At 34.1% G+C, this 25,913-nt stretch carries 21 protein-coding genes; 1 reads left to right on the forward strand and 20 read right to left on the reverse strand.

Going from position 1 to position 25,913, the window contains the following annotated elements; genetic code table 11:
• Window position 1 precedes the first annotated feature (1 nt).
• From AC4PRO_RS15145 to AC4PRO_RS15210, 14 genes are all read right to left on the reverse strand, one after another.
• A complete protein-coding gene (locus AC4PRO_RS15145) occupies window positions 2-931 on the reverse strand; it encodes an alpha-1,2-fucosyltransferase (protein WP_492117943.1) in 930 nt (309 codons plus the stop codon).
• The gene (gene neuC / locus AC4PRO_RS15150) at window positions 931-2,055 is read right to left on the reverse strand and encodes a UDP-N-acetylglucosamine 2-epimerase (RefSeq protein ID WP_492117944.1); all 1,125 of its coding nucleotides are present in this window, start codon (window positions 2,053-2,055) and stop codon (window positions 931-933) included. The genes AC4PRO_RS15145 and neuC overlap by 1 nt, the downstream gene beginning before the upstream one ends.
• 351 nt (window positions 2,056-2,406) lie before the next feature.
• Complete coding sequence (locus AC4PRO_RS15155; RefSeq protein WP_492117945.1) at window positions 2,407-3,447, reverse strand: N-acetylneuraminate synthase family protein; 1,041 nt, start codon at window positions 3,445-3,447, stop codon at window positions 2,407-2,409.
• Between the two features lie 60 nt (window positions 3,448-3,507).
• Window positions 3,508-4,185, reverse strand: a complete 678-nt coding sequence (locus AC4PRO_RS15160) for an acylneuraminate cytidylyltransferase family protein (RefSeq protein WP_492117946.1) — start codon at window positions 4,183-4,185, stop codon at window positions 3,508-3,510.
• Window positions 4,186-4,209: 24 nt separating this feature from the next.
• Entirely contained in the window at window positions 4,210-5,124 is a 915-nt protein-coding gene (locus AC4PRO_RS15165) for a glycosyltransferase family 2 protein (RefSeq protein WP_492117947.1), read from the reverse strand.
• Window positions 5,125-5,126: 2 nt separating this feature from the next.
• Entirely contained in the window at window positions 5,127-6,137 is a 1,011-nt protein-coding gene (locus tag AC4PRO_RS15170) for a glycosyltransferase family A protein (protein ID WP_492117948.1), read from the reverse strand.
• A complete protein-coding gene (locus tag AC4PRO_RS15175) occupies window positions 6,138-7,022 on the reverse strand; it encodes a glycosyltransferase family 2 protein (protein ID WP_492117949.1) in 885 nt (294 codons plus the stop codon).
• Complete coding sequence (locus tag AC4PRO_RS15180; protein WP_492117950.1) at window positions 7,016-8,221, reverse strand: glycosyltransferase family protein; 1,206 nt, start codon at window positions 8,219-8,221, stop codon at window positions 7,016-7,018. Before AC4PRO_RS15180 ends, AC4PRO_RS15175 begins: the two co-directional genes overlap by 7 nt.
• A complete protein-coding gene (locus AC4PRO_RS15185; protein ID WP_492117951.1) occupies window positions 8,218-9,129 on the reverse strand; it encodes a glycosyltransferase in 912 nt (303 codons plus the stop codon). Before AC4PRO_RS15185 ends, AC4PRO_RS15180 begins: the two co-directional genes overlap by 4 nt.
• 10 nt (window positions 9,130-9,139) lie before the next feature.
• Window positions 9,140-10,039, reverse strand: a complete 900-nt coding sequence (locus AC4PRO_RS15190; RefSeq protein WP_492117952.1) for a glycosyltransferase family 2 protein — start codon at window positions 10,037-10,039, stop codon at window positions 9,140-9,142.
• Between the two features lie 5 nt (window positions 10,040-10,044).
• Complete coding sequence (locus tag AC4PRO_RS15195; RefSeq protein ID WP_492117953.1) at window positions 10,045-10,830, reverse strand: glycosyltransferase family 32 protein; 786 nt, start codon at window positions 10,828-10,830, stop codon at window positions 10,045-10,047.
• On the reverse strand, window positions 10,830-11,561 hold the full coding sequence (locus AC4PRO_RS15200; protein WP_492117954.1) for an FkbM family methyltransferase: 732 nt from the start codon (window positions 11,559-11,561) through the stop codon (window positions 10,830-10,832). The genes AC4PRO_RS15195 and AC4PRO_RS15200 overlap by 1 nt, the downstream gene beginning before the upstream one ends.
• Window positions 11,558-12,853 carry an ABC transporter ATP-binding protein gene (locus AC4PRO_RS15205; protein ID WP_492117955.1) on the reverse strand — a complete coding sequence of 432 codons (1,296 nt, stop codon included), beginning with the start codon at window positions 12,851-12,853 and terminating at the stop codon, window positions 11,558-11,560. Before AC4PRO_RS15205 ends, AC4PRO_RS15200 begins: the two co-directional genes overlap by 4 nt.
• 221 nt (window positions 12,854-13,074) lie before the next feature.
• Window positions 13,075-13,944, reverse strand: a complete 870-nt coding sequence (locus AC4PRO_RS15210) for an ABC transporter permease (protein ID WP_074724532.1) — start codon at window positions 13,942-13,944, stop codon at window positions 13,075-13,077.
• A gap of 454 nt (window positions 13,945-14,398) precedes the next feature.
• Here AC4PRO_RS15210 and AC4PRO_RS15215 point away from each other — a divergent pair, with 454 nt between their 5' ends.
• Window positions 14,399-15,139, forward strand: coding sequence for a tyrosine-protein phosphatase (locus tag AC4PRO_RS15215; RefSeq protein WP_492117956.1), 741 nt, complete (start codon window positions 14,399-14,401; stop codon window positions 15,137-15,139).
• 1,638 nt (window positions 15,140-16,777) lie between these two features.
• On the opposite strand, the gene AC4PRO_RS15220 is transcribed toward AC4PRO_RS15215, so the two are convergent.
• The 6 genes from AC4PRO_RS15220 to rfbB all read right to left on the reverse strand — a co-directional run bounded on the left by AC4PRO_RS15220 (window position 16,778) and on the right by rfbB (window position 25,693).
• Complete coding sequence (locus tag AC4PRO_RS15220) at window positions 16,778-18,748, reverse strand: polysaccharide biosynthesis protein (RefSeq protein ID WP_492117957.1); 1,971 nt, start codon at window positions 18,746-18,748, stop codon at window positions 16,778-16,780.
• A gap of 105 nt (window positions 18,749-18,853) precedes the next feature.
• The gene (locus AC4PRO_RS15225; RefSeq protein WP_492117958.1) at window positions 18,854-19,993 is read right to left on the reverse strand and encodes a DegT/DnrJ/EryC1/StrS family aminotransferase; all 1,140 of its coding nucleotides are present in this window, start codon (window positions 19,991-19,993) and stop codon (window positions 18,854-18,856) included.
• A 2,012-nt stretch (window positions 19,994-22,005) separates the two neighbouring features.
• Window positions 22,006-22,965, reverse strand: coding sequence for an MraY family glycosyltransferase (locus tag AC4PRO_RS15230; protein WP_492117959.1), 960 nt, complete (start codon window positions 22,963-22,965; stop codon window positions 22,006-22,008).
• Between the two features lie 139 nt (window positions 22,966-23,104).
• The gene (gene rfbA / locus AC4PRO_RS15235; RefSeq protein ID WP_074724537.1) at window positions 23,105-23,971 is read right to left on the reverse strand and encodes a glucose-1-phosphate thymidylyltransferase RfbA; all 867 of its coding nucleotides are present in this window, start codon (window positions 23,969-23,971) and stop codon (window positions 23,105-23,107) included.
• A 50-nt stretch (window positions 23,972-24,021) separates the two neighbouring features.
• Window positions 24,022-24,192 (reverse strand): GxxExxY protein, encoded by a 171-nt coding sequence (locus AC4PRO_RS15240; RefSeq protein ID WP_492117962.1) that lies wholly within the window; start codon window positions 24,190-24,192, stop codon window positions 24,022-24,024.
• A 451-nt stretch (window positions 24,193-24,643) separates the two neighbouring features.
• Entirely contained in the window at window positions 24,644-25,693 is a 1,050-nt protein-coding gene (rfbB, locus tag AC4PRO_RS15245) for a dTDP-glucose 4,6-dehydratase (RefSeq protein WP_492117960.1), read from the reverse strand.
• Between the last annotated feature and the right edge of the window lie 220 nt (window positions 25,694-25,913).

Genomic DNA, 25,913 nt, shown 5'->3' on the forward strand with positions numbered 1-25,913 from the left:
TTTAAACTGTTTTTGATAAATGCTTTTTAAAATAGCCTAAAAAAGACTTCATTTTCTTCTTTAAGATTTTAAGAAAAATTTTAAAAACATGTTCCATATTATCAATAAAAAGATAATAATTTCCTTTTATTTTAAAAGCCAAATAATCCTGTCCAATGCAATATTGATTATCATCAAAAGAAATCCATCTTTGAGGAAAATAATCTGAATCATTGTTTTTTGATGCAAATTCACCTCTCAAATTTTTAATTGGCCTAATAATCTTAGTATTCTCTTTTTCTCCTAACCAGGCAATCCACCATGAAAAAGTAGAATTACTAATTATAAAATCAGAACATTGCGAACCTATTGCTAATTGTTCAATTGGTGCTAAATCTTCTAAGAAAAAACTATTCGATATAAAAGAAAAATGTCTCTTACAGTATTTGATATCATCACTAGTAAATACTATATTTCTTTCTTTCCAATCGGGAAAATTTTGCACTAATGCTAAAAAATAATATTTGAATGACAATTGATAATAATGCGGGTGATTTACAAAGTCTCCTCTTCTAACCGAGATTAGAATTGTCTTCTTATCAAAAAGATGCTTATAGTCTCCTAAAATTTTTGTTTTAAAATCATTCTTAAATGCAAAATAATCTTTGATATTGGCGTCTTTAAAATACTTCTCTGTTTGTAACCAGCCATTTAAATTAGCACGTTCATCAGTAATATTCCATTCGTGAAAATTAAATTTTTCTTCATTAATTTTCACCCAATTATCATGATCAGTAACAATTTCAAAAGTACCTTGAAAAAAATCAGCATAGTACCACATAGGAAAGCAATACTTACGTTGGGATGATTGTGCAATCCCAATGCAAGAAGCTACTTGAAACAGCTGATTGCCTAGATTTCCCTTATAGCCTAGATTTAAATAAGTAATCATTAAATGGAATCTCTAAATTGTTTTTGATAATTAATAGCCCATAGTTTCTCACTTTCCATAGACTCCAAAAACAGTTGTGAGCTATTTCCTTTTCCAAAATCACCTACTACATTACCTGGTTTATGAGTATCAATTATTTTTAAGGCGTTATTTATACTTTCAATTGTATAGTTAGCATTAATAATATCTGTATGTACTGCTCTATTTTGTTGGCGTGTTCCTATATTAATAATAGGAATGGCATAATAAGGTGCTTCTCTAATACCGGCGCTACTATTCCCAATTATAAATTGCGAATTTTTAAGTAAAGTCAAGAAATATTCAAACCGCAAAGAAGGAAAAACTCTAAAGCGTGTATTCTCTTTTAGTCTTTCATATTGTTCCATAATAAAACGACTACCTAAATCATTGTTGGGGTAAATCACTATATAATTATGGTTATCTGCCAGTAAACTAGTAACAAAATTAGTTGTATATTCTTTCATTTGATGTGACTCCGTAGTTACAGGATGAAACATCACAATAGCAAATTTTTCAAAATCAATTTGATAATATTTTTTTGCAATACTAAGATGCGGAAGATTATCCGAAAACATAATATCAATATCGGGAGAGCCAATAGTAAAAATAGAAGATTCGATTTCGCCCATTTGCAGCAATCGTTTTGCCGCATCCTCATTGGAAACAAAATGAATGTGACTCAATTTACTCACACTGTGCCTGATTAACTCGTCAACCGTACCGGATAACTCGCCTCCTTCAATATGTGCTACTAAAACATTATTCAATGATCCTACAATTGCTCCAGCCAATGTTTCAACACGATCACCATGAACGACGATTAAATCTGGAGTAACTTTTTTAGTATAAGTTGAAAGCCCCTCAATGGTTTTTGCCAGAGTCAAATCCATGGTAGTTTCATGGGTATGATTATCAAATGTATGAATGTTCGTAAAATTGCAACGTTCAATTTCTAATAGGGTGTAACCATACTCCATTTGCAAATGCATTCCAGTAACAAATACATATACCTCAAAATTAGGATGAGTATCTAAAACTGAAATTAGTGATTTTATTTTCCCAAAATCAGCACGAGTACCCGTTAAGAATATTATTTTTCTCATTAATTATTTTTTCAATTACCACTGTCAGGCTGAGCGGAGTCGAAGCTCGTTTTTATGTAAATAAGATTCTCGACTCCGCTCGAATTGACAATATTTGTCTCAAGTACCACTGTCAAGCTGAGCGGAGTCGAAGCTATTTATTTATTAATCAATATTTTTTTTAAGTAGATTCTCGACTCCGCTCGAATTGTCAATGTATTTTCCATTAACCTCTCAACTGTCAGGCTGAGCGGAGTCGAAGCCCTTTTCTATCAATACAAATTTTCAATTATAAGAGATTCTCGACTCCGCTCGAATTGACAATATTTGTCTCAAGTACCACTGTCAGGCTGAGCGGAGTCGAAGCCCTTATTAATCAATATCTTCAAATTTCAACTGTTCATCATTTGTAATATCCCTAATCGCTGTTTTTCCAATTATTTCGTCAAAATGAATCGCTAAAATTTCACCTGTTCCTGGTCGCTTTACCCAAATGTTATCCATAGTCAATAATTCTCCTTTTTTTATAGCTGCAATACTGCAAACCGTTGCAAAAGCAAAATCAATAGTTACTTGTTCTTCTTTGGCTGGTTTCTTATTACCGCCGCGCATTTGCCAAATTTCATTTGACGCTACAATTAAATCTGCACATGCTTTTTCATCCATGCTACACACAATATCTGGACCTTTACGTTGCATGGTATCTGTAAAATGACGTTCTAAAATACTGGCTCCTAAGGCTACAGCACCCAAACAAGCATTGTTATTTAAAGTATGATCCGATAATCCAAAAACTTTGTCTGGGAAAGCCTCGTGTAATTGTGTCATCGCTCCAAAACGCACGAGATGAACTGGTGTAGGATATAAATTAGTAGTATGCAATAGCGCTACAGGAACATTATGTTTATCAAAAATGGCGACCGCTTTTGCGACACTTTCAATGGTATTCATTCCTGTACTTAAAATCACTGGTTTCCCAAAAGAAGCAATATGGGCTAACAAAGGATAATTATTGCACTCCCCCGAACCAATTTTATAAGCTTGAACGCCAAACTTTTCTAATCGATCGGCGGCAGCTCTAGAAAATGGCGTCGAAATAAAAATCATGCCCTTGCTTTCAACATAATTTTTTAATTCTAGTTCGTCACTTTCGTTTAAAGAACAGCGTTCCATAATTTCATAAATAGATACCGTGGCATTGCCGGGAATTACTTTCTTCGCAGCACCACTCATTTCATCTGCTACAATATGCGTTTGGTGCTTTACCACCTCCACGCCAGCCCGTTTTGCAGCATCAACCATTTCTTTAGCCAAAGCCAAAGAACCCTCATGATTAATACCTATCTCCGCTATAACTAATGGCGGAAAATCGGGTCCTATTTTTCTTCCTGCAATTTCTATATAGGGGTTCATAAAATACGTTATAAGTTATGCCTCTCGATTGCGCTCGAGCTGACAACTGTTTTAGATTTGTCATGTCGAGCGCAGTCGAGACACTTTTTTTATTAAATATTCAGCATACTCCAAATCGTCTTGGGTATCAATATCAACGTTAGCAAAAATATGATTTAGTTCGAATGGAAATCCATTTTCAGAAACAATTATTCCTTTGATAATTAAATCTGCTTTTGAGATATAAAGTAATCCATTTTCATAAAATAAAGGTTCTAAATCCTGAGAACGTTGCCCAATTTCATAATTAAAAGGATGGAACTTATTTGCCTTAATTTTCCCCAACTTTTGATGACTCTGAGTCACTGTAAAAAGACTATCAAGAGCGCTACTTTTGTATTTTTCAAAAGCTTCAATTAGCAAGTTTTCTGGACGCAACGGATTCGTTGGCTGTAGTAAAATAACGGATTCAATGTCATCATCGATACTTTTTAAAACATGTTGCAAGGCACTAACCGTAGGTTCTAGATCTCCCGAAATTGCTTCAGGTCTATCAATCACTTTTGCACCGTAGGCAATTGCAATTTCTTTTATTGCTGCCTCATCAGTTGATACATAAATTTCATCAATCAAATTCCCATTTGCTTGAGCATACAAAATAGAATGTGCAATAAGGGGAATACCATTTAATAAAAGCACGTTTTTATTTGGTAAACGTTTTGATCCTCCGCGAGCTGGAATTATTGTGATCGTTTTCATATACAAGTTGGTGTTTTTTTTGGCCTAGCGAGTTTCGTCAGCTTTCCAATATATCTTTGTTTCTTCTTGCTTGCTATGAGAATTAAATTCAGATTTTGTTAAACGATTACTAGTTCCTATAAGTTTAGGAATTGCAATAACTACATCAAATAATGCTAAAAAAAGTGCTATTAATGCTTTTTTATCTCCCTTAAACACTTTCAATTTTAGTTGCATGTATATTGAATACGCAAATTTTCTTGGTATTAAATACATGGGAGTAAATAAAAAAAGTAAATACCAACCAGATCGTAAAGAACGTCGTAAACGAATAGTATAATCTGGATTGCTTCGACGCCCTTTAACATCTACTCTATGTTGCACTAGTACTTCAGGAAAATAATGAACGCTCCACTTTTTCTTAAATAAATGATAAGCTGCAAAATCTTCTTCACCATAAAACACAAACCATTCAGGGTAATTAGGAATGTCCTGCCAAGCCTTCATGCGCCATACATGTCCGCAGCCTACAAAACCTTGAACAGGCGTTGCAACTTCATTAGAAAAAACATTTCTTGGCATTGTAAAACCCCAGAATATTCGCAGTGCAATAACGCCACAATTAGGGTTTTCATTAAAATGATTTAGGAGACTGTTTAAAGGTTCTTGCGTTACTAAATGTGCATCGTCATCTAATGAAATCGCATATTTAGTAGTTACCAAACTCAATAAACGATTGCGACTAAAAATCAACCCTTTACTTCGCTCGTTTTTAATCAATTGAATTTCAGGATATTTCCCCTTTATAAAATTAGCTGTACCATCTGTTGAGCCATCATCACAAATAATACACTTAGTTTGCTTTAATAAATTACTACTATTTGCTAAGGTAAGTTTAAGATCGTTCAATCGATTATGAGTCGTAATTAATAAAGTAAAATCCCTTTTCATAGCTGCCATACTCAATACCTATCAATCATCACGTTTGGTAATTTCTTCCATTTTAAAAATAGTTTCATCATCCATTTTACCGAAATAAATTTGACAAACAATCTATTTTTAATTAAATAAGAGAGCGAATTGATCTTTTTCTGCTTTTGAAAATTATTAGGTATTATTGGTGTTTCAATAAAAGAATCATGATTTATTACCATCCAATCTTCCAAAACATTACCCATATGAAAGGCATAATTATCTTGAGTTGTTAAACGCCAACAATCTTTATCCAATGGCAAACGATCTAAATATCCTTCGCTATCACCACCCATTTTAAAACCAATATAACTTACTACAGTTTCAAAAATATCTTTTTTATAAGTAGCCACAAAATGACCTGAGCCAATTAAAGCAGTATATTCATTATCAATTTTCAATGCTAAATTACACTCTAAATAATCCTGATTGTATTTTCGATCCCATCCTAAACTATCGTAAAAGCGAATTAGTGCTGCCTTATTTTTTACAGCGGTAAAACGAATTTTAGCATTGAATAAATTATCAAATAATACATTACCGCAATTGCTCTCATACATTTTAAATTGAGGTACAATCCCTACTACACCAGCTTTAGGAACTTTAGCAAAAATTTTCGCAGTTTCCATTTGCCAGTTGTGTGAAAAAAGTACATCGGCATCGGAGATTGTGACCAGTGCAATATCATTCCCTACAATACCTTTTAAAACTGCATTTAACTTACCTATATTCTCGGTATCAATAAATTCCTGAATTTGATTGGATTGATATAAATCTTTTAAATAATTTGCTACAACGCTACAACTACCATTGTTTACAACAGTAATAAACGTTTTTGAATGCACAGTGGCAAATAACGATTGCAAGCACAACTTTAAAATAGCGAAACTATCTTTAAAATACCCTTCTTGATTGGGTATATAAATAGGAATAACAACCTGATGCAAATATTCAGTTGTCTCTATCGTCATATCCTTATGTGGGTTTGATCCTACGCGCATTTATTTTATAATTTTAAACCAAAATAATTTTAAAAAATTACCATATTCTTTTAAAGAAAAAAAAATGATATGCAAGTATGAAATTCTCAAGAAATTGATTGTACTTTTTTTTCTGTGAAAATAACTATTTCTCAGCTTATCTAATAAAATTTGTTTTTGACTAGCCGTAAATAAATTATTTTTACAAACTAACAAGTAGTAATAAAATTGAAATGTAGCTTGTAGTTTTTTATTCTGGTTATCTGTACTTCCTGAAATACTTTCATTGGAAATTCTAATTTGAACAATAGCTTCATTTATGGAATAAATTTGCTTAAAATTAGATAATTCTAAAATAGCTAAAACATCAGACTGCCATGCCAATGGAAAATTTTTAAATCCTATTTTTAATAATTGTTCCTTTCTAAATATATACTCACTTAGTGAACTCCTTGTCTCTCTAAAAAGAAAATCAATCGCTAATTCCTCAATTGGATTAAAATATTGATCAGAAATAGCATTTCCAATATCATTTATTTTAACCGTTGAAAATCGAATTACATTACACTCATTTTCAAATTCACTTAAATGATCATAGAACTTTTCAATGACATTTTTTCCTAAAACGTCATCATCCCCTAAAATCATTATCCATTTTTCATCCCTAGCTAATGTAATACACCTTTCCCATTGTTTCACTAATGAGATAGATCCTAGGTTATTATCATATTTTTGGTAAACAAAGTTAAATTCGTTTTCATATTTCTCTAATAATAGACAAGGATCTTTAGAGCTGTTATCATTTCCAACATATACGGTAAATCTCATATCGGTTTGATTTGCCAAAGACGATAATGTAGCTTCAAAAAAATCAATCTTGTAATAAGGGATAATTATTGCTAACACTTGATTACATTTTCAAGCGTTAATTTAAAATTTTCATCACTAAAATAATCACCAAAAGGCTCAAATGATCTCTTTTTATCTAAAGTTTTCATAATCAGGTCTTCGAGTTTAATTTGAATATCATTTTGATCATTACTCCTACTTATATAACTATCCGCTTTTATAATAGCACGCAATTCACAAACTTTGGGCAACAAGGCTAAAACGGGTTTAGAAAGCGATGCTACAAATGGTGCTTTTCCTAATAAGATATTACTATAATCCAGTGAACTTTCGATTAGGACAATAATATCAGCCTCTTTCCTTTGTTCGTTTGCTGAATTTGAAAAATCAATTCCGTCTAAAATATGGATAGTTTTAAACTCTTTGTATTTTTCTTTTAATCTGTTATTTTCAGAACTTTTCAAACGAAGAACTAATTCTGACTGTTCTAAAATCAATTTATCTTTTTTAATCAACTCAATATAAGCATCAATCAAAATATCAATATTACGACCGAATTGCAACCCTCCGTGATAGGAAATACTAATCGGCTTTTGTTTTTTTCGAACCTGAACAGAACTTGACAAATCGAAAACTACTTCATCGTACTGGTGCGGTAATGTGTAGAACTTTTTGTGATTGCCATAAATCAGCTGTAAATCTCTAGAAAGCAGATAAGAAGGTGTTATACAACGATATGAACCTTGAACTATTTGACACATTTCTTTAAAGTCTAGAAGATCTCTTTTACTTAAAGTGCCGGAACCACTTGTATCAAAGAAAAGCGGATAGGGATCATGAAAATTAACAATTGCTTTACCCAATATTGGTAAACCTTTAAGACTCAAAATCGTTTCAAATTCTAATCCTGAACTTCTAACAAAAACAAAATCATATCGACTGCTGTCGATATTAGAAATTGGACTCCTATATTGCCTTATTATGAAAGATCTATATAACGATTTTGTAAAAACCCTTCTATATATGGCATTTGATATTTTTAACAAGAACGCAGGTTTTCTTTTAATATAATGCTCAGTGACACTATTTACTGAAAGTAATTCTTTATTGTAATCATGCACATAGGTCATAAAATAATGAATATCGATTACTGCATTGGGATACAATCGTTGCAACTTACTAATAAAAGAACGTGAAACTATCCCTTCGCTAGTGCCTGAAACCCTTAGATCTTGTAATATTACTAAAATTTTCATTTACTTACTTTTTGTATTACTATAGTTGTTGCCTTTACTAAAAACGCTAGATAGTCTTTGATGTATTTTTTTTTCCAATATAGCCTTGTGAATAACCTCCAAAAACGAATATTTTTTTTATTATCTAAAAATGTTTTCTCAAGATTGAATTTTAAAATACTAATCTCTTTATCATTGAAAAAAGAATTTTTTACTTTTAACAAATAATAATAAAACTCAAAAGTAGCCACGTTCTTTAAACCCAAATTATCATTTCTAGAAGTGATATTATCACCGCTTAATCTAAAATAAACGACTGCTTCGTTAATAGTGAAAAGCAATCCAAAATTAGAAACCTCCAATACTGATAAGGTATCCGAATACCAGGCAAGCGGGAAATTTTTGAACTGTACTTCTTTTAAGACCGAGGTTTTGAAAATAAATTCACTCAGGGAACTACGTGTTCCTCCTTTAAATTTTCGCATCAAAAAATCAGTGGATCGCTCCAATTCTGGATGCTTATAAATTCCCGATAAAGACAAATCATTTTGATCAATAACCACAGTTGCAAACCGAATTACATTGATCTCATTTTTTATAATTTTATCTATATTTCCATAAAAACAAGCTACGCAATTGAAATCAAGCACATCGTCATCGCCCAAAAGCATCACCCATTCTTCTTCTTGAACTTGTGTTAAACAACGTTCCCACTGTTGTGTTAAGGAGAGAGATCCTAAATTAGTATCGTAATAATGGTACTCAAAATCAAATTGATTTTGATACTTTTCTAAAAGTGCAGTTGGATCATCGTTACTAGCATCATTACCTATATATACTTTAAATCGTTTATCGGTTTGAAGTGCCAAAGATTGTAGGGTAGCTTCAAAAAAACGGATTTTATAATAAGGGATTACAATGGCTAACAAAAGGAAAATTTTATTTGATTAACTTTTCAAAAAAGTATTTACAAGGTTTTAAGATTCGTAGTTTAAGTACTGTTTTTTTTAACAAAAATCCCAACCTGTAAGTATTGGTTGCCTCTACTTGATTGAGACGGTACTTAAAATAGCCTGCTGATTTATAATACCTAGATAGCAAAACTATTGTGAGCTTTTGATACTCCTCAGCTGACAAATAAGGTTTTAGATACTTATACGCTCTAATAAAGTCATCTAGCATATCCACAGATTGCGTCATACTATTGGGGTTCCTTCTATAGAGCGCCAAAGGTTTATCTATAAAAAAAGTGTTACAATTATTTTTATAAATGGATATCCACATTATCCAATCTTCCTTTGCTTTTAACTCCTCTGGAAACCGAAAATCTCGAAACAATGAAACGTCAAACAAACCGCAATGTATAGGTATTGTGAAGCCATTTTCCCAATCGTACAATAGTTTATCAAAACAAAACAAATCAGCAGATAAATTACAATAAGGTATTGAAGATTGAGTAGGATCATTATCAAACATTCTGAAGTTTGAAATTATAATATTATTCTCAATATCTAATTGAATAGTACTTAACGATAGTTCAAGTTTACATGAATTTAAATAATCATCGGCATCTAAAAACTGAATATAATCACCCTTAGCAATTTCTAAACCTGAATTCCTGGCGCTACTCAGCCCCCCGTTTTCTTTGTAAATGTATTTAAACCGAATATCTTTATCTAACCACACTTTAGCAACTTCGTCAGTAATATCAGGACTACCATCATTTACAATAATACATTCCCAATTAGAATACGTTTGATCCGATACCGATTGCAAAGTTTCATCAAGGTATTGTGCTTGATTGTAACAAGGTATAATTATTGAAATTAATGTTGACATAGAAATTACTTAGAAAAAGATTGTTTAACAGCATAAATAACATCTCTTAAATACTGATAGTTACTATTCTTTTTGACTAAAATATTTATTAGTATTTTTTTCAAACCTAAACGATAGTTTCCATTCTTTAAATAATGAAACTCATTATGGTCTAGCCATGAACTAGTCCATAAATGGACAGCAAAACTTTCCTTTTGAATGTATTTTTTATAATTTGATACATCAAACTTTTTTTCGTAAGGCAAAGCATAAAAATAATTTATAGGATAAATTACAATATCTTTTTCTTGAATAATTTTATCAAACGGATGGTTAAACGCATAATTATGCCTAAAAACAGTTGTAATAATTCGTGGAATTGAAATTAATCCCCAATTAAAATCAACTGTAATATTTATATTTTCATATTGTTGTAAACAATTGTAAATAAACACACTTTTACTTACTGTTCCTACAATGGCACAATTAATGAATTCTAAACATTCTGCTCCTAGAAAAGTTTTATTAGATAAAAAACTATCCAATGGTTTTAAGATTAACATATCAGTATCAAGATACACACCGCCTTTTTCATACAAGATTTTCAATCTAATGTAATCTGCTACAAAGGCCCACTTTTTCAGTTGATAAGCGGATTGGACAAAAGGGTGCGTCAAATCACAGTTTTTTTCGTTCCATTCTACAATCTCGTAATCCTGTAAATGTGTTCTCCAAGATTTGATACAATCACGAATTAATTTTGGTTTTTTTTTACCTCCAAACCAACAGTAGTGAATAACTTTTGGAATCATTACAAGATCTTTATTTTATCTAAACGTAAACCTATGGTGTCACCGAATTCATTAAACAAATAATATCCGCTCTTTTGCAATAATAAACGAGAATTATGTTGATCTTCTTTGGATAGGTTTACAGATTCATATTTTAGTATTTTAGGTTTAAATTTCGCAAAATCGATCATGGTTAAAACTTGATAATCAAACCCCTCTGTATCTACTTGTAGATAATCAACTTTCTTACTCTTGTATTTTTCATTTACTATATTCATCAAAGTATCTGCTGCAACATTTTCTTCAATAATATCGTCTGAATTAATTTCAAGTTTAACATGATGGTCAGGATCAAATGAGGCAATACCTTTCACCCAATCTGGATAGTTTTTAACTGCTACAGGGTCAATTTTATATATAACAATTTCTTTTTCAGTAGGATGTACCGCTTTGTTAACTTTAATAATTTTTGGATAATCTTTATAATTAATAGTTAACTCATCAAAATAATCATTTATAGGCTCTATAACTATTCCAGATGCTTTTCTTTTAGTTACAAAATCATATAAAAAATCAAAACTAATTCCATCATTTGCACCAACTTGCACGAAACTAAAATTCGCACCCTTTTTAAAATTTCTCTCTAAAATTCTCTCACTAGAGTCAATTTTTTTTTTCAAATTATATCCTCTACCATATTTATTTAGCACTTTTAAAGCTTGTAAAATACAATAATTTAATACGTATCTCATTTTATTTTAATCTGTATTTTATTGTGAAAAATTTTATTCCAAACTTTATCTAATGATCTTCCAGATCCAAAAACATCTTCTCCAATAATTTTGAATTTTATAGCATTTTCTAAACATTCATATCCTGGCCCTTGATCACCTATATAAAGATTTATCCAATAATCACCATTGTCGAATATTGGAAATTCTTCAATAACTATTTCAGCTTCTCCATTTCCCTCCTTCACAGTAATGCTGTTTCCTAAATGTTTATTATTAATCCCTATATATGAAACTTGGTCAGAATCTTTTATAACTAGTCCAACTTCTCCCTCAAAAAAGTCTCTGTTAGTCTCAAAATATAATTTTAATAAAAATGTTGATCCAGTGTATATTGTGTCAGTCAATTGCCCGTTGCAAAACAATTCTGCTTGTTGTATTCCAAATTTAGACTTTTTATCTCTATGGTTTTGTAAATTATAAATGCCTAAAAATTCATTTTCATCAACGTTAAAATTTGAATTATAATATCTTGATATAGAATCCTGAATACCTCCTTCAAAAACAACCTTCCCATGCTCCAAAACAATCCCTCTCGTACACAAACTCTTCACTGCCGCCATATTATGACTCACAAACAACACCGTTCTCCCTCCTTCACGAGATATATCCTGCATTTTGCCAATCGCTTTTTTCTGGAACTCGGCATCACCTACTGCCAAAACCTCATCGATTACCAATATTTCAGGCTCTAGAAAAGCTGCCACGGCAAAAGCCAAACGCACCGTCATACCGGAGCTATAACGCTTTACAGGAGTATCAATGTACCGCTCACAACCCGAAAAATCAATGATTTCATCAATTTTTGAAGCAATTTCTTTTTTGGTCATACCCAAAATAGCGCCGTTTAGGTAGATGTTTTCTCTGCCTGTCATTTCGCCATTAAAACCCGTTCCTACTTCTAGCAAAGAGGCTACACGACCTCCAAACTTGATGCTTCCTGTAGTAGGTGCCGTAACGCGGGATAGGATTTTGAGCAAAGTCGATTTCCCCGCCCCGTTTTTACCAATGATACCTAAGACCTCTCCACGTTCTACCTCAAAATTAATATCTTGTAATGCCCATACATAGTCGCTAGATCCCTTAGTAGAACGGTCATTAGTATCTCCAATTTTTAAATAAGGATTTTCTTTGCCCCGCACTTGATGCCACCAACGGTTCAAGTCATGACTCAGCGTACCTGTACCTACTTGTCCTAAGCGGTATTGTTTTGAGATGTTTTCGGCTTTTAGAATTATATCTTTATTTTTCATTTGTTGCTCTAAATTACGCCACTAAAAGTTCGGGAATAATTACTGTTAATTATATACATAACAAACCATGAATTACCTAACGCCCGTCCACGGCTCCGCATTCTGAGTCACAATTTAATGACAACAGCTGCTACTTTATTTTTTTATTCGCTAGTACTCTCTAACAGGACAAAGACTTCGCATCGACTCCCCTTCCTTCGGAGGGGGCCGGGGGGAGGAATTTAAACGGTATCGATAAAACTTTTCTCCGTTTTATTAAAAATCAACACCCCTACTAAAAATACAATCACCGTTACAGCAAATGTATACAGCAACCCAAAAACCGAAATTTGCCCCACATTCAATAACATATAGCGCGCAGTTTCTATGACGTAAGCTAGTGGATTATATTGAACCAGCCAGCCATAACTCGGAATTTTTTCCTTTATCAAAGCCATAGGATACATCACCGCCGATAAATACATCAGCAGTTGCACGCCAAAACCAATTAGATAACTAAAATCCCTGTATTTGGTTACCAAAGACGAAATAATCATCCCCAATCCCAATCCTAAAACGCCCATCAAGACAATAAGCAAAGGGAAGAATGCTGCAGCGGCGTTCAAACTAACTAAAGCGCCTTGACTGTAATAATAAATGTAAAAAACGATGAAAATGAGGAACTGGATTCCAAATTTAATCAAATTAGAAATCACGATTGAAATAGGCACGATCAACCTAGGGAAATACACCTTACCAAAAATTCCAGCATTCGCACCAAAAGTATTGGACGTTCCCGTAAGGCAAGCCGTAAAGTAATTCCAAACCGTTATTCCTGCCAAATTAAACAAAAAAGGAGGCACGGTTCCGGTACTGATACCGGCCAGATTATTAAATATGATCGTAAAGGTAATCGAGGTGAATAAAGGTTGAATCAAATACCAAAGTGGTCCTAAAACGGTTTGCTTGTAAACAGTCACCACATCTCTTTTCACAAAAAGCAGTAGCAAATCCCGGTATTGCCAAACTTCATTGAGATTGAGGGAGAAGAACTTGTTTTTGGGTGTTATCTCAAACAACCAATCGGTATCTGTTTTTTCTTGGTAATTCATGTATGGATGCTAAGCGGCTATTCCCAGGTTAAATCTTTGAATTCCAAAATTCTAACCCTTCGTGGTATTGATAGGGCACAAATATAACCTTTTGCCCCAAATATTGTGCTTAATTTTTGATTACTAGTCTCCAAATTTTGATTTTAACACATAGAAACTTAGAATTAAAATTATTTACGAAAACCATGTAATTCGATGAAGAAAAAGAATTCCATGCTACTACCTTATTACACTAGAATTCTTAATCTTAAAAATGCTACATCCCTTTTCGAAAACCCTTTATCAAAAACAGCAAAGTAGCTAACGATTACCACCACCTCAAGAAAAGAAGCCATCGGCAAGTACATAATTGCTATTGTTTACTTTTCATATTAACTGGGCTAATGCATATTTTTATACGAACTAACTCCTAAAATAGTGTTCCTTTGTAGTATCATTTTTTAAAAATAAAGCAGTGTTTTTCTTTTCCAAAAATAAGCCAGTTTTAAAAGACCTCATCCCAGAAGGCCATGTCGATATTCATTCTCATTTATTACCGGGAATCGATGACGGCGCCAGAACTTTTGAGGATACGTTGCGACTTACCCAAGCACTTCAACGTTTTGGAGTGACGCATTTCATTACCACACCCCATATTAGGGAGCATGTTTGGGAGAATACCCGCGAAGGGATCGTCTCCAAAAAAACGGAAACAATACTGCAGTTTGAGAAAAACAATATCAAAATTCCTTTCCACGCCGCCGCCGAATACTTTATGGACGACCAGTTCGTGCGCCTTTTTGAATCCCATGACCTATTGACCCTTAAAGACAACTATGTTTTGGTCGAAATGTCATACATCAATGCGCCCATTCAGTTGTACTCCATTCTCTTTGACTTGCAGCTAGCAGGTTACATCCCAGTATTAGCACATCCAGAACGGTACTTGTTTTACCACAACAATTTTAATGAATATGCCAAACTAAAAAGAGCAGGTTGCCTATTTCAGCTCAATTTATTATCGGTTGTAGGCTATTACGGCGCTCAAATCGCTAAAGTAGCAGAGCAGTTACTGGCAAAAGGAATGTACGCTTACGTAGGATCTGATGTGCATCATGACAATCATATTGCAGCTTTCGAACAAAAAGTAACACTAAAAGATGTCACACCCTTAAAAGAAGTCATAGCCAACAACCAATTTTTTAAAACCAAATAAGGTCCCGCCTTTTTTAATTTCTCCCTTTAGGTTTGGAAAAAAAAATTAAAAAATACCCAAAATACCCATCCCTTTTCCCATTATTAATTTCTCCCAGTCATTGCAAAAAATGAAGCAATCTGGTTCAGGTAAAAAATAAAAAAAAAACACCCTCATAACAAACCGCATATCCCTTCGAATAGCATCGTATGTATTAGAGCCGCCCTTAAATTAAAAACGAAAAAAAAACAACGAAAAAACATTTGAAATTAAAAGGAGGACAGCCAGCGGCTGTCAGGTAAAAAGCAGTTTTCAAGCTTTTAATTTTCAGGCTTGATTTTTTGTTGTGCCATCGGGTTGCAGATCATATTAACAAACCTTGCGGTACAATGCCGTTGTAATATGAAAACAGTATTCCGAATTCCTTCGGAATACTGAATTGAATACACAAACGGTATTTCTTTTGTATCAAGACAAAAGAAAAATATAATTATCATTCCACTTAATAAACTTCTTCTGGAAATTAAAAAAAACAGAGGTTTAGCCCCAACCCTAAAGGGAGCCCTCTGATTTTTTTAAAGAAAGATAACTCGTTAAAAAACAATCACTTTTCCCTTTTTTAATTTCTCCCTTTAGGGTTGGAAAAAAAAATTAAAAAATACCCAAAATACCCATCCCTTTTCCCATTATTAATTTCTCCCAGTCATTGCAAAAAATGAAGCAATCTGGTTCAGGTAAAAAATAAAAAAAAAACACCCTCATAACAAACCGCATATCCCTTCGAATAGCATTGTATGTATTAGAGCCGCCCTTAAATTAAAAACGAAAAAAAACAACGAAAAAACAAAGTGGCAGCGCTCCGCGAGTTGAGCCTGAAAGGCGAACGGCTCGGGGCGCGGAACGGCGTTTTGAGGTAGTTTTTGGGTTTTTAATTTTCAGGCTTGATTTTTTGTTTCTTTTGTATCAAGACAAAAGAAAAATATAATTATCATTCCACTTAATAAACTTCTACTGGAAATTAAAAAAAACAGAGGTTTAGCCCCAACCCTAAAGGGAGCCCTCTGATTTTTTTAAAGAAAGATAACTCGTTAAAAAACAATCACTTTTCCCTTTTTTAATTTCGCCCAGTCATTGCGAAGAATGAAGCAATCCGGCGGAAAAAAAATTAAAAAATACCCATCCCTTTCCCTTTTTAACTTCTCCCAGTCATTGCGAAGAATCAAGCAATCTTGTGGAGCAAAAAACAACGAAATCGGAATCGATTCCTGCCCCGCCCTTAAATTAAAAACGAAAAAAAACAACGATAAAACATTTGAATTAAAAGGAGGACAGCCAGTGGCTGTCAGGTAAAAAACAGTTTTAAATTTTTTAATTTTCAGGCTTGATTTTTTGTTGTGCCATCGGGTTGCACATCGTATTAACAAACCTTCCGGTACAATGCCGTTGTAATATGAAAACAGTATTCCGAATTCCTTCGGAATACTGAATTGAATAAACAAACGGTATTTCTTTTGTATCAAGACAAAAGAAAAATATAATTATCATTCCTTATCGGAAGTAACAAATTCAAACGAACCACAAAAAATCAACTGCCCTAAACAAAAAAAGCTCACAAAGATAAATCCTTGTGAGCTTTTTTTAATCAAACTTAATTAGTTCCTATTTCACATCCAACAATTCAAAAGTAGAATTCATACTTTTAAATTCCGGTACGATCTTCTTCATTTTCATTACAATTTCATCATTCCCTAAAAAATCTGCATTATCGATTAAAGATTCAATATCAGCATGCAAAGATTCAAATTCGTCTTGAATTTCCTCTGCAATCATTATTTTTTCGTGATGCGTAAGAATCGTCTTGGAGGTATCATTAAGCAATTCTTCATACAACTTCTCCCCAGGTCTTAAACCGACAATTTGGATTTTTATCTCTTTATCAGGCACGTATCCCGCCAACTTAATCATCTTTCTCGCCAAATCAATAATTTTAACCGGTTTCCCCATATCAAAAATATAAATTTCACCCCCTTTACCCATCGCACCCGCCTCAAGAACCAGCTGGCAAGCTTCTGGAATAGTCATGAAATACCTTATAATATCAGGATGTGTAATCGTAATCGGTCCTCCTTCGGCAATTTGCTTAGTAAACAGCGGCACTACAGACCCATTTGAACCCAAAACATTACCAAAACGGGTAGTAATAAATTTAGTCGTCTTTTCCCCTACTTTTCGCTCCGTTTTTAATGATAAAGACTGCACATATTTCTCTGAAATACGCTTACTTGCACCCATTACATTACTAGGATTGACGGCTTTGTCTGTAGAAATCATTACAAATTTCCTAACCTTGTACAGGCAGGATAAATCGGCAAGGTTTTTAGTCCCGCCAATATTGGTAAGAATCGCTTGAGAAGGATTTTCTTCCATTAAAGGCACATGCTTGTAAGCTGCCGCATGGAAAACTACTTGGGGTTTATAGAGTCGAAAAACCCTATCCATTGCTTCTCTATTTCTAATATCCCCTACAACCGTCCTAATTTTGGAATTCGTAGGCAACACTTCAGTCTCTAATCTCAAATGATGCAAGGGCGTTTCAGCTTGATCCAGGATAATAATCTTTTTAGGATTATAAAGCAATACCTGCCTTACAATTTCGCTACCGATAGAACCTGCTGCACCTGTAATTAAAATGGTATTATCTTTTAATTGTTTCGAAATGGATTTATTATCCAAAACAATTGGCTTTCTTTCCAGAAGATCCTCAATTTGTATCGTTTTTACTTTTTGCGAGATCTCCTTTTGATTTTCCCAGTCCGTAATCAAGGGAATAATGTATACCTTATAATTAAACTCTAAGCATTGATCTACAATGACTAATCGTTCTTCTTTTGACAAACTTTTATCGGCGATAATAACGCCTTCAGCCCCAATGGAACGCATGAGAGTAGGTAGTTTCTTCTTTAAAATCAAAATAGGTAAATCCAACATCCTTTTAGATGAGTTTTGATCATTCTTATCTACAAACGCCACAATTTTAAAACGAGGAGGAGACTCTAACTTTAAAGCATTAGCAACTGATATCGCATTGGCATCTGTTCCATAAATTATTGTTCTCGATAATTTTATGTCGCTTTTTTCTGAAAAATAATATTCGAAAGTCTGTTTTACAATCACACGATACATAAACAGCCCACAAAAAGAAAGAACCATATTAATAAAAAGCGCGGTATTTAAAAAGGCCTTATACCCATAGAATAATTCAAAAGCAAAGTTTAATAGCAAGAGTATTATTAAAACAGCCATTTGTGAAAACAACAACTTAACAGCATCGATATAAGAAGAGTGCCTTATAATTCCAGAATAAGTTCTAAACAACCAAAAAAAGAATATATTAACCCCAAACAGAAAACTAAGATACAATGCCGTATGTGTAGTCACAATATAATCTAGTCCTGTACCTCTAAACAGCAGATAGGTAAAAAAAAAGGCCACCATTAAAACGGCGCAATCCATCATAACGATAATCCATCTAGGCAGATAACTTAGATTATGAATATTAAACCTTAGATTCTCCCTAGAAAAAAAATTCTTGAGAATAGGTGTCGAATCGGGATTTGTATGATTACTCAAAATATATATATTTAGACAATGTCAAAATTACTACTAATTGCATTCAAATAAAATTTTTTTATTCCTTTTTCTTTGCCCACCGGCAGAAAGGCCTATTCACTCTTTTTACGCGCTGAACAAATTGAAAACCACCGCTTTTATCCTACTTCGATCCTCTTCTGTAAGATTAGAACCAGATGGCAAACAAAGTCCATTGGCAAAAAGGGTCTCAGCAATAGCGTTACCATAATAAGGAAAATCGCGAAAAACAGGCTGCAAATGCATCGGCTTCCATAACGGACGTGATTCTATATTTGCTTTCTCTAGCGCTAATCGCATTGCTTCCCTAGTAATTCCAAGTGTCTTTTTAGGATCTATCAAAACGGTACTTAACCAATAATTTGAAAAGAAATGGTCATTGGGTACGGTAAAGACCGTTACCCCCGCAATATCCTTGAATACATCCACATAAAATTCATGCATTTCCCTTCTTAAAATTACATGAGCATCCAAAACTTCCATTTGACCTCGACCAATTCCTGCACAAATGTTACTCATTCGATAATTATATCCAATTTCGGTATGCTCAAAATGCGGTGTCTCTTCTCTTGCTTGCGTCGCTAAAAATATAGCCCTCTGTTTTAACACTGCAGAATTAGCTACAATCGCTCCTCCACCCGACGTCGTTATCACCTTCCCTCCATTAAAAGATAAAACACTAATATCACCAAAAGTACCGCATTTTTGTCCTTTATAACAACTACCCAATGCCTCTGCACTATCTTCAAGAATAGGAATCCCATAGCGTTCAGCAATCGCTCGTATCGCCTCGATCTTATAAGGAGTACCATATAAATCGACCGCTATTATCACTTTTGGAATTTTGCCTTTAGCAATTCTATCTACAATCGCTGCTTCAAGTGCAACGGGGCACAAATTCCAAGTTTCAGGTTCGCTATCAATAAAAACAGGCGCTGCCCCCAAATATAAAATTGGATTGGCAGAGGCCGAAAAGGTCATGCTTTGACAAAGCACCTCATCCCCTGACTCCACCCCCAAAAGAATTAATCCCAAATGAATCGCCGCCGTCCCCGAATTTAAAACGGCAACATTTCCCAACCCCAAATAGTTTTCTAAATTTTGTTCAAAAACAGTCAAATTTAGTCCTATTGGAGCAATCCAATTAGAATCAAAAGCCTCTTGAATATACTTCTGTTCAGTGCCACCCATGTGGGGAGTCGAAAGCCAAATTTTATTCTCAGCCATTACTTAAAAATTAATACTTATGGAGTGTAACCTAGGCTAAAATAATATATATTTTGCACTTTGTGAGTGCAATGCTTTTAAAGCTTCAATAACTATTCTTTTATTTCATAACAATTACCATGAAGTCATGTCGATAATCTTATGCCCCTTAGAGTCAAAACTTCACTTTTAAATCCGCCCTTAAATTTAAACCCTCAAGAAATATCAGAAATTAAAAGGAAGATAGCCATTGGCTGTCAGGTAAATAAAGAACACATTTTTAATCATTAAATCCCGATAGCTATCGGGATCAGGCAGTAAAATCGGAGATTATTTCATCTGTTCGCCTTTCAGGCTCGGGTCATGAATACAAAAAAAACAATATTAACCCATAAATAATTTTTTGTTACCGTCACCCTGAGCGAAGACGAAGGGTTCATCAAGATAAATCAAAGATTCAGCGAGTACCGCTAAAAATAAAAAAGTAATGAGCTAAAAAAGTAAAATATAATTATCATTCCACTTAATAAACTTCTACTGGAAATTAAAAAAAACAGAGGTTTAGCCCCAACCCTAAAGGGAGCCCTGTGATTTTTTTAAAGAAAGATAACTCGTTAAAAAACAATCCCTTTTCCCTTTTTTAATTTCACCTCGTCATTGCGAAGAATGAAGCAAACTGGTTGAGGAAAAAATAACGTGATCGGAATCGATTCCTGCCCCGCCCTTAAATTAAAAACGTCGAAAAACAACGAAAAAACAAAGTGGCAGCGCTCCGCGAGTTGAGCCTGAAAGGCGAACGGCTCGGGGCGCGGAACGGTGTTTTGAGGTAGTTTTTGAGTTTTTAATTTTCAGGCTTGATTTTTTTGTTACTTTTTTCATCAAGGAAAAAAGTAAAATAGTAATTCAAAAAACAATATGCAATCGCAAGTGAAGTACTCGTCCCTTTCCCTTTTTTAATTTCACCTCGTCATTGCGAAGAATGAAGCAAACTGGTTGAGGAAAAAATAATGTGATCGGAATCAATTCCTGTCCCGCCCTACTATTTTATCTCTAAAATCACGGCGTGGATTTTTGCGTTGGCCGGCGGGAGTGGCCCCCGAGTCGAGGAGGAACGACGAGCGGCTGGGGCTGCGATAGGGAAAACCGAAATGAAGTGAGGTTCATCGAACACAAATAAAATAAAGGTTAAGTGAGATAAATTTGGCCGATGATTTCTGGGATAAAAATCGTGAGGCAGTGATTTTTTTGTTACCGTCACCCTGAGCGAAGACGAAGGGTTCATCAAGGAAAAAAGTAAAATAGTAATTCAAAAAACAATATGCAATCGCAAGTGAAGTACCCATTCGTTTCCCCTTTTTTAATTTCTCCCTTTAGGGTTGGGGAAAAAATTAAAAAAACCACTATTCTAAAACTCATCATTTAATTCGCCTCGCATTACGAAGAACCAAACAATCACAAGGCAAACCCAATTTTCCCTTTTTTAATTTCACCTCGGCATTGCGAAGAATGAAGCAAACTGGTTGAGGAAAAAATAACGTGATCGGAATCGATTCCTGCCCCGCCCTTAAATTAAAAACGTCGAAAAACAACGAAAAAACATTTGAAATTAAAAGGAGGACAGCCAGTGGCTGTCAGGTAAAAAACAGTTTTTAAGTTTTTAATTTTCAGGCAGTGAAATCGAAGATTATTTCATCCGTTCGCCTTTCAGGCTCGGGTCATGAATACAAAAAAACCAATATTAACCCATGAATAATTTTTTGTTACCGTCACCCTGAGCGAAGACGAAGGGTTCATCAAGATAAATCAAAGATTCAGCGAGTACCGCTAAAAATAAAAAAGTAATGAGCTAAAAAAGTAAAATAGTAATTCAAAAAACAATATGCAATCGCAAGTGAAGTACCCATTCGTTTCCCCTTTTTTAATTTCTCCCTTTAGGGTTGGGGAAAAAAATTAAAAAATCCAACTCCACAACCACAAAAACACCAACAAGCAAAGCGATACCGCTTAAATATAAAGTTAAGCGAGCTAAAGAATTAAGCCCTACTTTCTTTAAGACTCAACTGACGAATAATAAAAACCCGAACAGCTAAATAAACAAGAGCCATTAACACTAAAAATCCTCCTGCAAAGTACACTGACAAGCTTCCTTTTGTATCCACATAAATGATAATGATGTTTATCCCTAACTGAAGAATCGCGTAAGAAATCGAAACTGCAACATGAGAATATCCCATTTCATTGGCTAAATACTGATATAAATGAGAGCGATGTGGTTGAAAAATATTTTCTTTCTTTAACAACCTGTTGATAATAGTAATAATGGCATCGATACCATAAACAGAAAAGAAAAGAATATATCCTAATTGTCCTGAATCTATAATTGTCTTGATCATAAAATAGCCCAAGAAAAGCGCCATACTAATACTCCCCACATCGCCAGCAAAAGTCTTCGCTTTTTTCCGAACATTAAATAATCCAAAAACCACACAAGACAATGCCATGGTGATCAGTACTGGTAAGCTTGCTTCATTTAAAGGCAAGTAAGCAAAAGTTACAATCGCAGTGAGCGCATACAATACCGTTATTCCGTTGATCCCATCCATAAAGTTAAAAGCATTCACCCAACCAATCAGCAAGACAAAGACTATTGGAAGCAACCATATAGCCTCTGAATACAGATTCAAATTATAGAATACTAAGCCGACGGCAATAACATGTGATGCAAATCGAGGCAATTGCGACAGAGGTTTGATGTCATCTATAAAACTGACTAAACCGACTAATACTACTGCTAACGTAAGCTCCCAAGAAACATCACCAAGAAAAAAAGCAATTAGTATTGCAATTGGAAAAATAATCCCCCCGCCTCTCAACGTAATCGATGTATGAGAGGACCTACTATTCGGTTTATCAATTATATTGTATTTATCAGCTATTTTGAAATAAATAAGCTCAATACCAATCAATAAAAAAAATAACGCTATATATATCATTTATTTACAACAATCTAGGCTATTAAAAAATAGCGTTTAATATAAAAATCAGATTCCAATTCAGACATTACCGGATAAGAAAGAATACTCATCTCTGACGACTGATCACCGAACACTGCATATGATTACTGACCACTTATTATTTGTGTTTCAATAAACCTAAAAGATATTCTCCATAACCTGATTTTTTCAAAGGATCAGCTAATTCTTTTAGTTGTTCGCTACTGATAAACCCTTGTCTCCAAGCAATTTCTTCAATACAACCCACTTTCAATCCTTGACGTTCTTCCAAAACTTGAACAAACTGTCCCGCTTGCATCAAACTATTAAATGTCCCTGTATCTAGCCAAGCCGTTCCTCTACTCAAAATCCCTACTTTCAGCTTTCCTTGCTCTAAATACACTTTGTTTACATCGGTGATTTCATATTCACCGCGAGGACTTGGTTTAATATTCTTCGCAATTTCAACTACGGAGTTATCATAAAAATATAACCCTGGCACTGCATAATTCGATTTAGGTTCCAAAGGCTTTTCTTCGATAGAAAGTGCTTTCAGGTCTTTATCAAATTCTACTACTCCATAACGCTCTGGATCAGATACATGGTAAGCAAATACAACACCTCCTTGTGGTTTTGTATTCGAACGAAGTAATTCTTGCATATTAGAACCAAAGAAGATGTTATCTCCCAAAACTAAGGCAACGTCATCATTTCCTATAAATTCTTCCCCTATTACAAAAGCCTGCGCCAAACCATTTGGAATCGCTTGCTCAGCATAACTGAATTTACATCCAATAGTAGAACCATCTCCCAATAACTTTTTAAAATTAGGTAAATCGTGTGGGGTCGAAATAATCAAAATTTCATTAATCCCAGCCATCATCAAAGTAGACAATGGGTAATAAATCATCGGCTTATCATAAACCGGCATCATTTGCTTACTCATCGCAAGCGTTAACGGGTGTAAACGGGTGCCAGAACCTCCAGCCAATATAATTCCTTTCATAATTGTGTTAATTTTACGGATTAAAACGAATGTTTCGAATTTAAAACGAATTACTTCAAATTGATTATTCTCTTATAAGTTAATGAAGGCGTGCCGAAATTAATCAACATACCCAATTCCATATTTGTACATTTTAAATAATTTTTCAATTGTGCATAAAATGTATTTGAAATATGAGACACCGATTTTATTTCCAAAACAATAGCATCATAGCATACGATACAAAATAAGCTTTTAGGCTCGTTTTAATCAATTGCTTTTTTATTTTTTCAAAGGATCTCTTCACCTCATACTTCTCGATACAATTTTATAAAAACGCTCGAAGTGACGGAAACCGAAAACTCAAATCTCACCACTCCTAACCCCGCCCTTAAATTAAAAACGTCAAAAAACAATGACAAAGTAAAGTGGCAGCAGTCCGCGAGTTGAGCCTAAAAGGCGAACGGCTCGGGCTGCGAAACGGCACTTTGAGGTAGTTTTTAAGTTTTGAATTTTCAGGCTTGATCTTTTGTTTCTTTTGCATCAAGGCAAATCGAAGATTCAGCGAACACCACTAACAAAAAAAGTACAGTGAGCTAAAAGAAAATTAGCAAACCCTTAATTTCTAACGTTGAATATAACCTCCTTGGTTGCATCCATTAATGAACTTCGGATAATTGCTTTAAATTCGAGTTAATTTGCGTACTGCTTCTCGTAATATGTCGCATACTCCCCAGAAGTAATATTATTCAACCAACTCTCATTCTCTAAATACCAAGTTACAGTTCTCTCCAATCCTTCTTCAAAAGTAACCGAAGGCGTCCATCCTAGTTCTTTATTAATCTTAGAGGCGTCAATGGCATAACGCAAATCATGACCTGGACGATCTTTAACATAAGAAATCAATTGTTCCGATGTTCCTACTTCACGACCTAACTTCTCATCCATGATTTTACATAGTAATTTCACTAAATCAATATTTTGCCATTCATTAAAACCACCAATATTATACGTATCATGATTAACACCTTCATGGAAAACCAAATCAATGGCAACCGCATGATCTTCTACAAATAACCAGTCACGAGTATATTTCCCATCGCCATAAACAGGTAAAGGTTTATTTTGAATGATGTTATTAATAAACAACGGAATCAATTTTTCAGGAAAATGAAAAGGCCCGTAATTATTAGAACAATTAGTCAGCACATAAGGCAAACCATAGGTTTCACCATACGCACGAACAAAGTGGTCTGAGCTCGCTTTCGAAGCCGAATAAGGCGAATTAGGATCATAAGCTGTAGTTTCGGTAAACAAACCTTCAGCACCAAGACTTCCATATACCTCATCGGTACTAATATGGTAGAAACGTTTCCCTTCCATATTATCCTTCCAAATCGTTTTGGCAGCATTCAATAAATTCATAGTCCCAATCACATTCGTTTTCACGAAAGCCAACGGATCAGTAATAGAACGATCCACATGCGATTCGGCAGCTAAATGCAATACCCCATCAAATTGGTGTTCTGCAAAAAGTGCATCAATAAAATCCGCATCTACGATATCTCCTTTTACAAAAGTATAATTTGGAGCATTTTCGATATCTGTAATGTTTTCTAAGTTACCTGCGTACGTCAAGGCATCTAAGTTGAATATTTGATACTCCGGATAGTTGTTTACAAAACGTCTTACCACATGCGAACCAATAAAACCAGCCCCTCCTGTAATTAATATTTTTTTCATTTCTATTTTAATTTTATAGATTGTCTTCTTTATTTGTTGCGTTTAGCGTTGAGGCAAAATCGCGCACCCAATTTTCAACTCCCTTTATGGCTAGGGAAAAGTAAATGATTCCCTAAAATATTCTCGCTCCAAAAATCAGATGACTCCCTTTAGTCCCCGAGGCAAAATCACACACCCAATTTTCGGCTCCCTTTAGGGTCGGGGAAAAACGAAAATTCCC

Source organism: Flavobacterium sp. DW-iso2 (assembly GCF_058725285.1).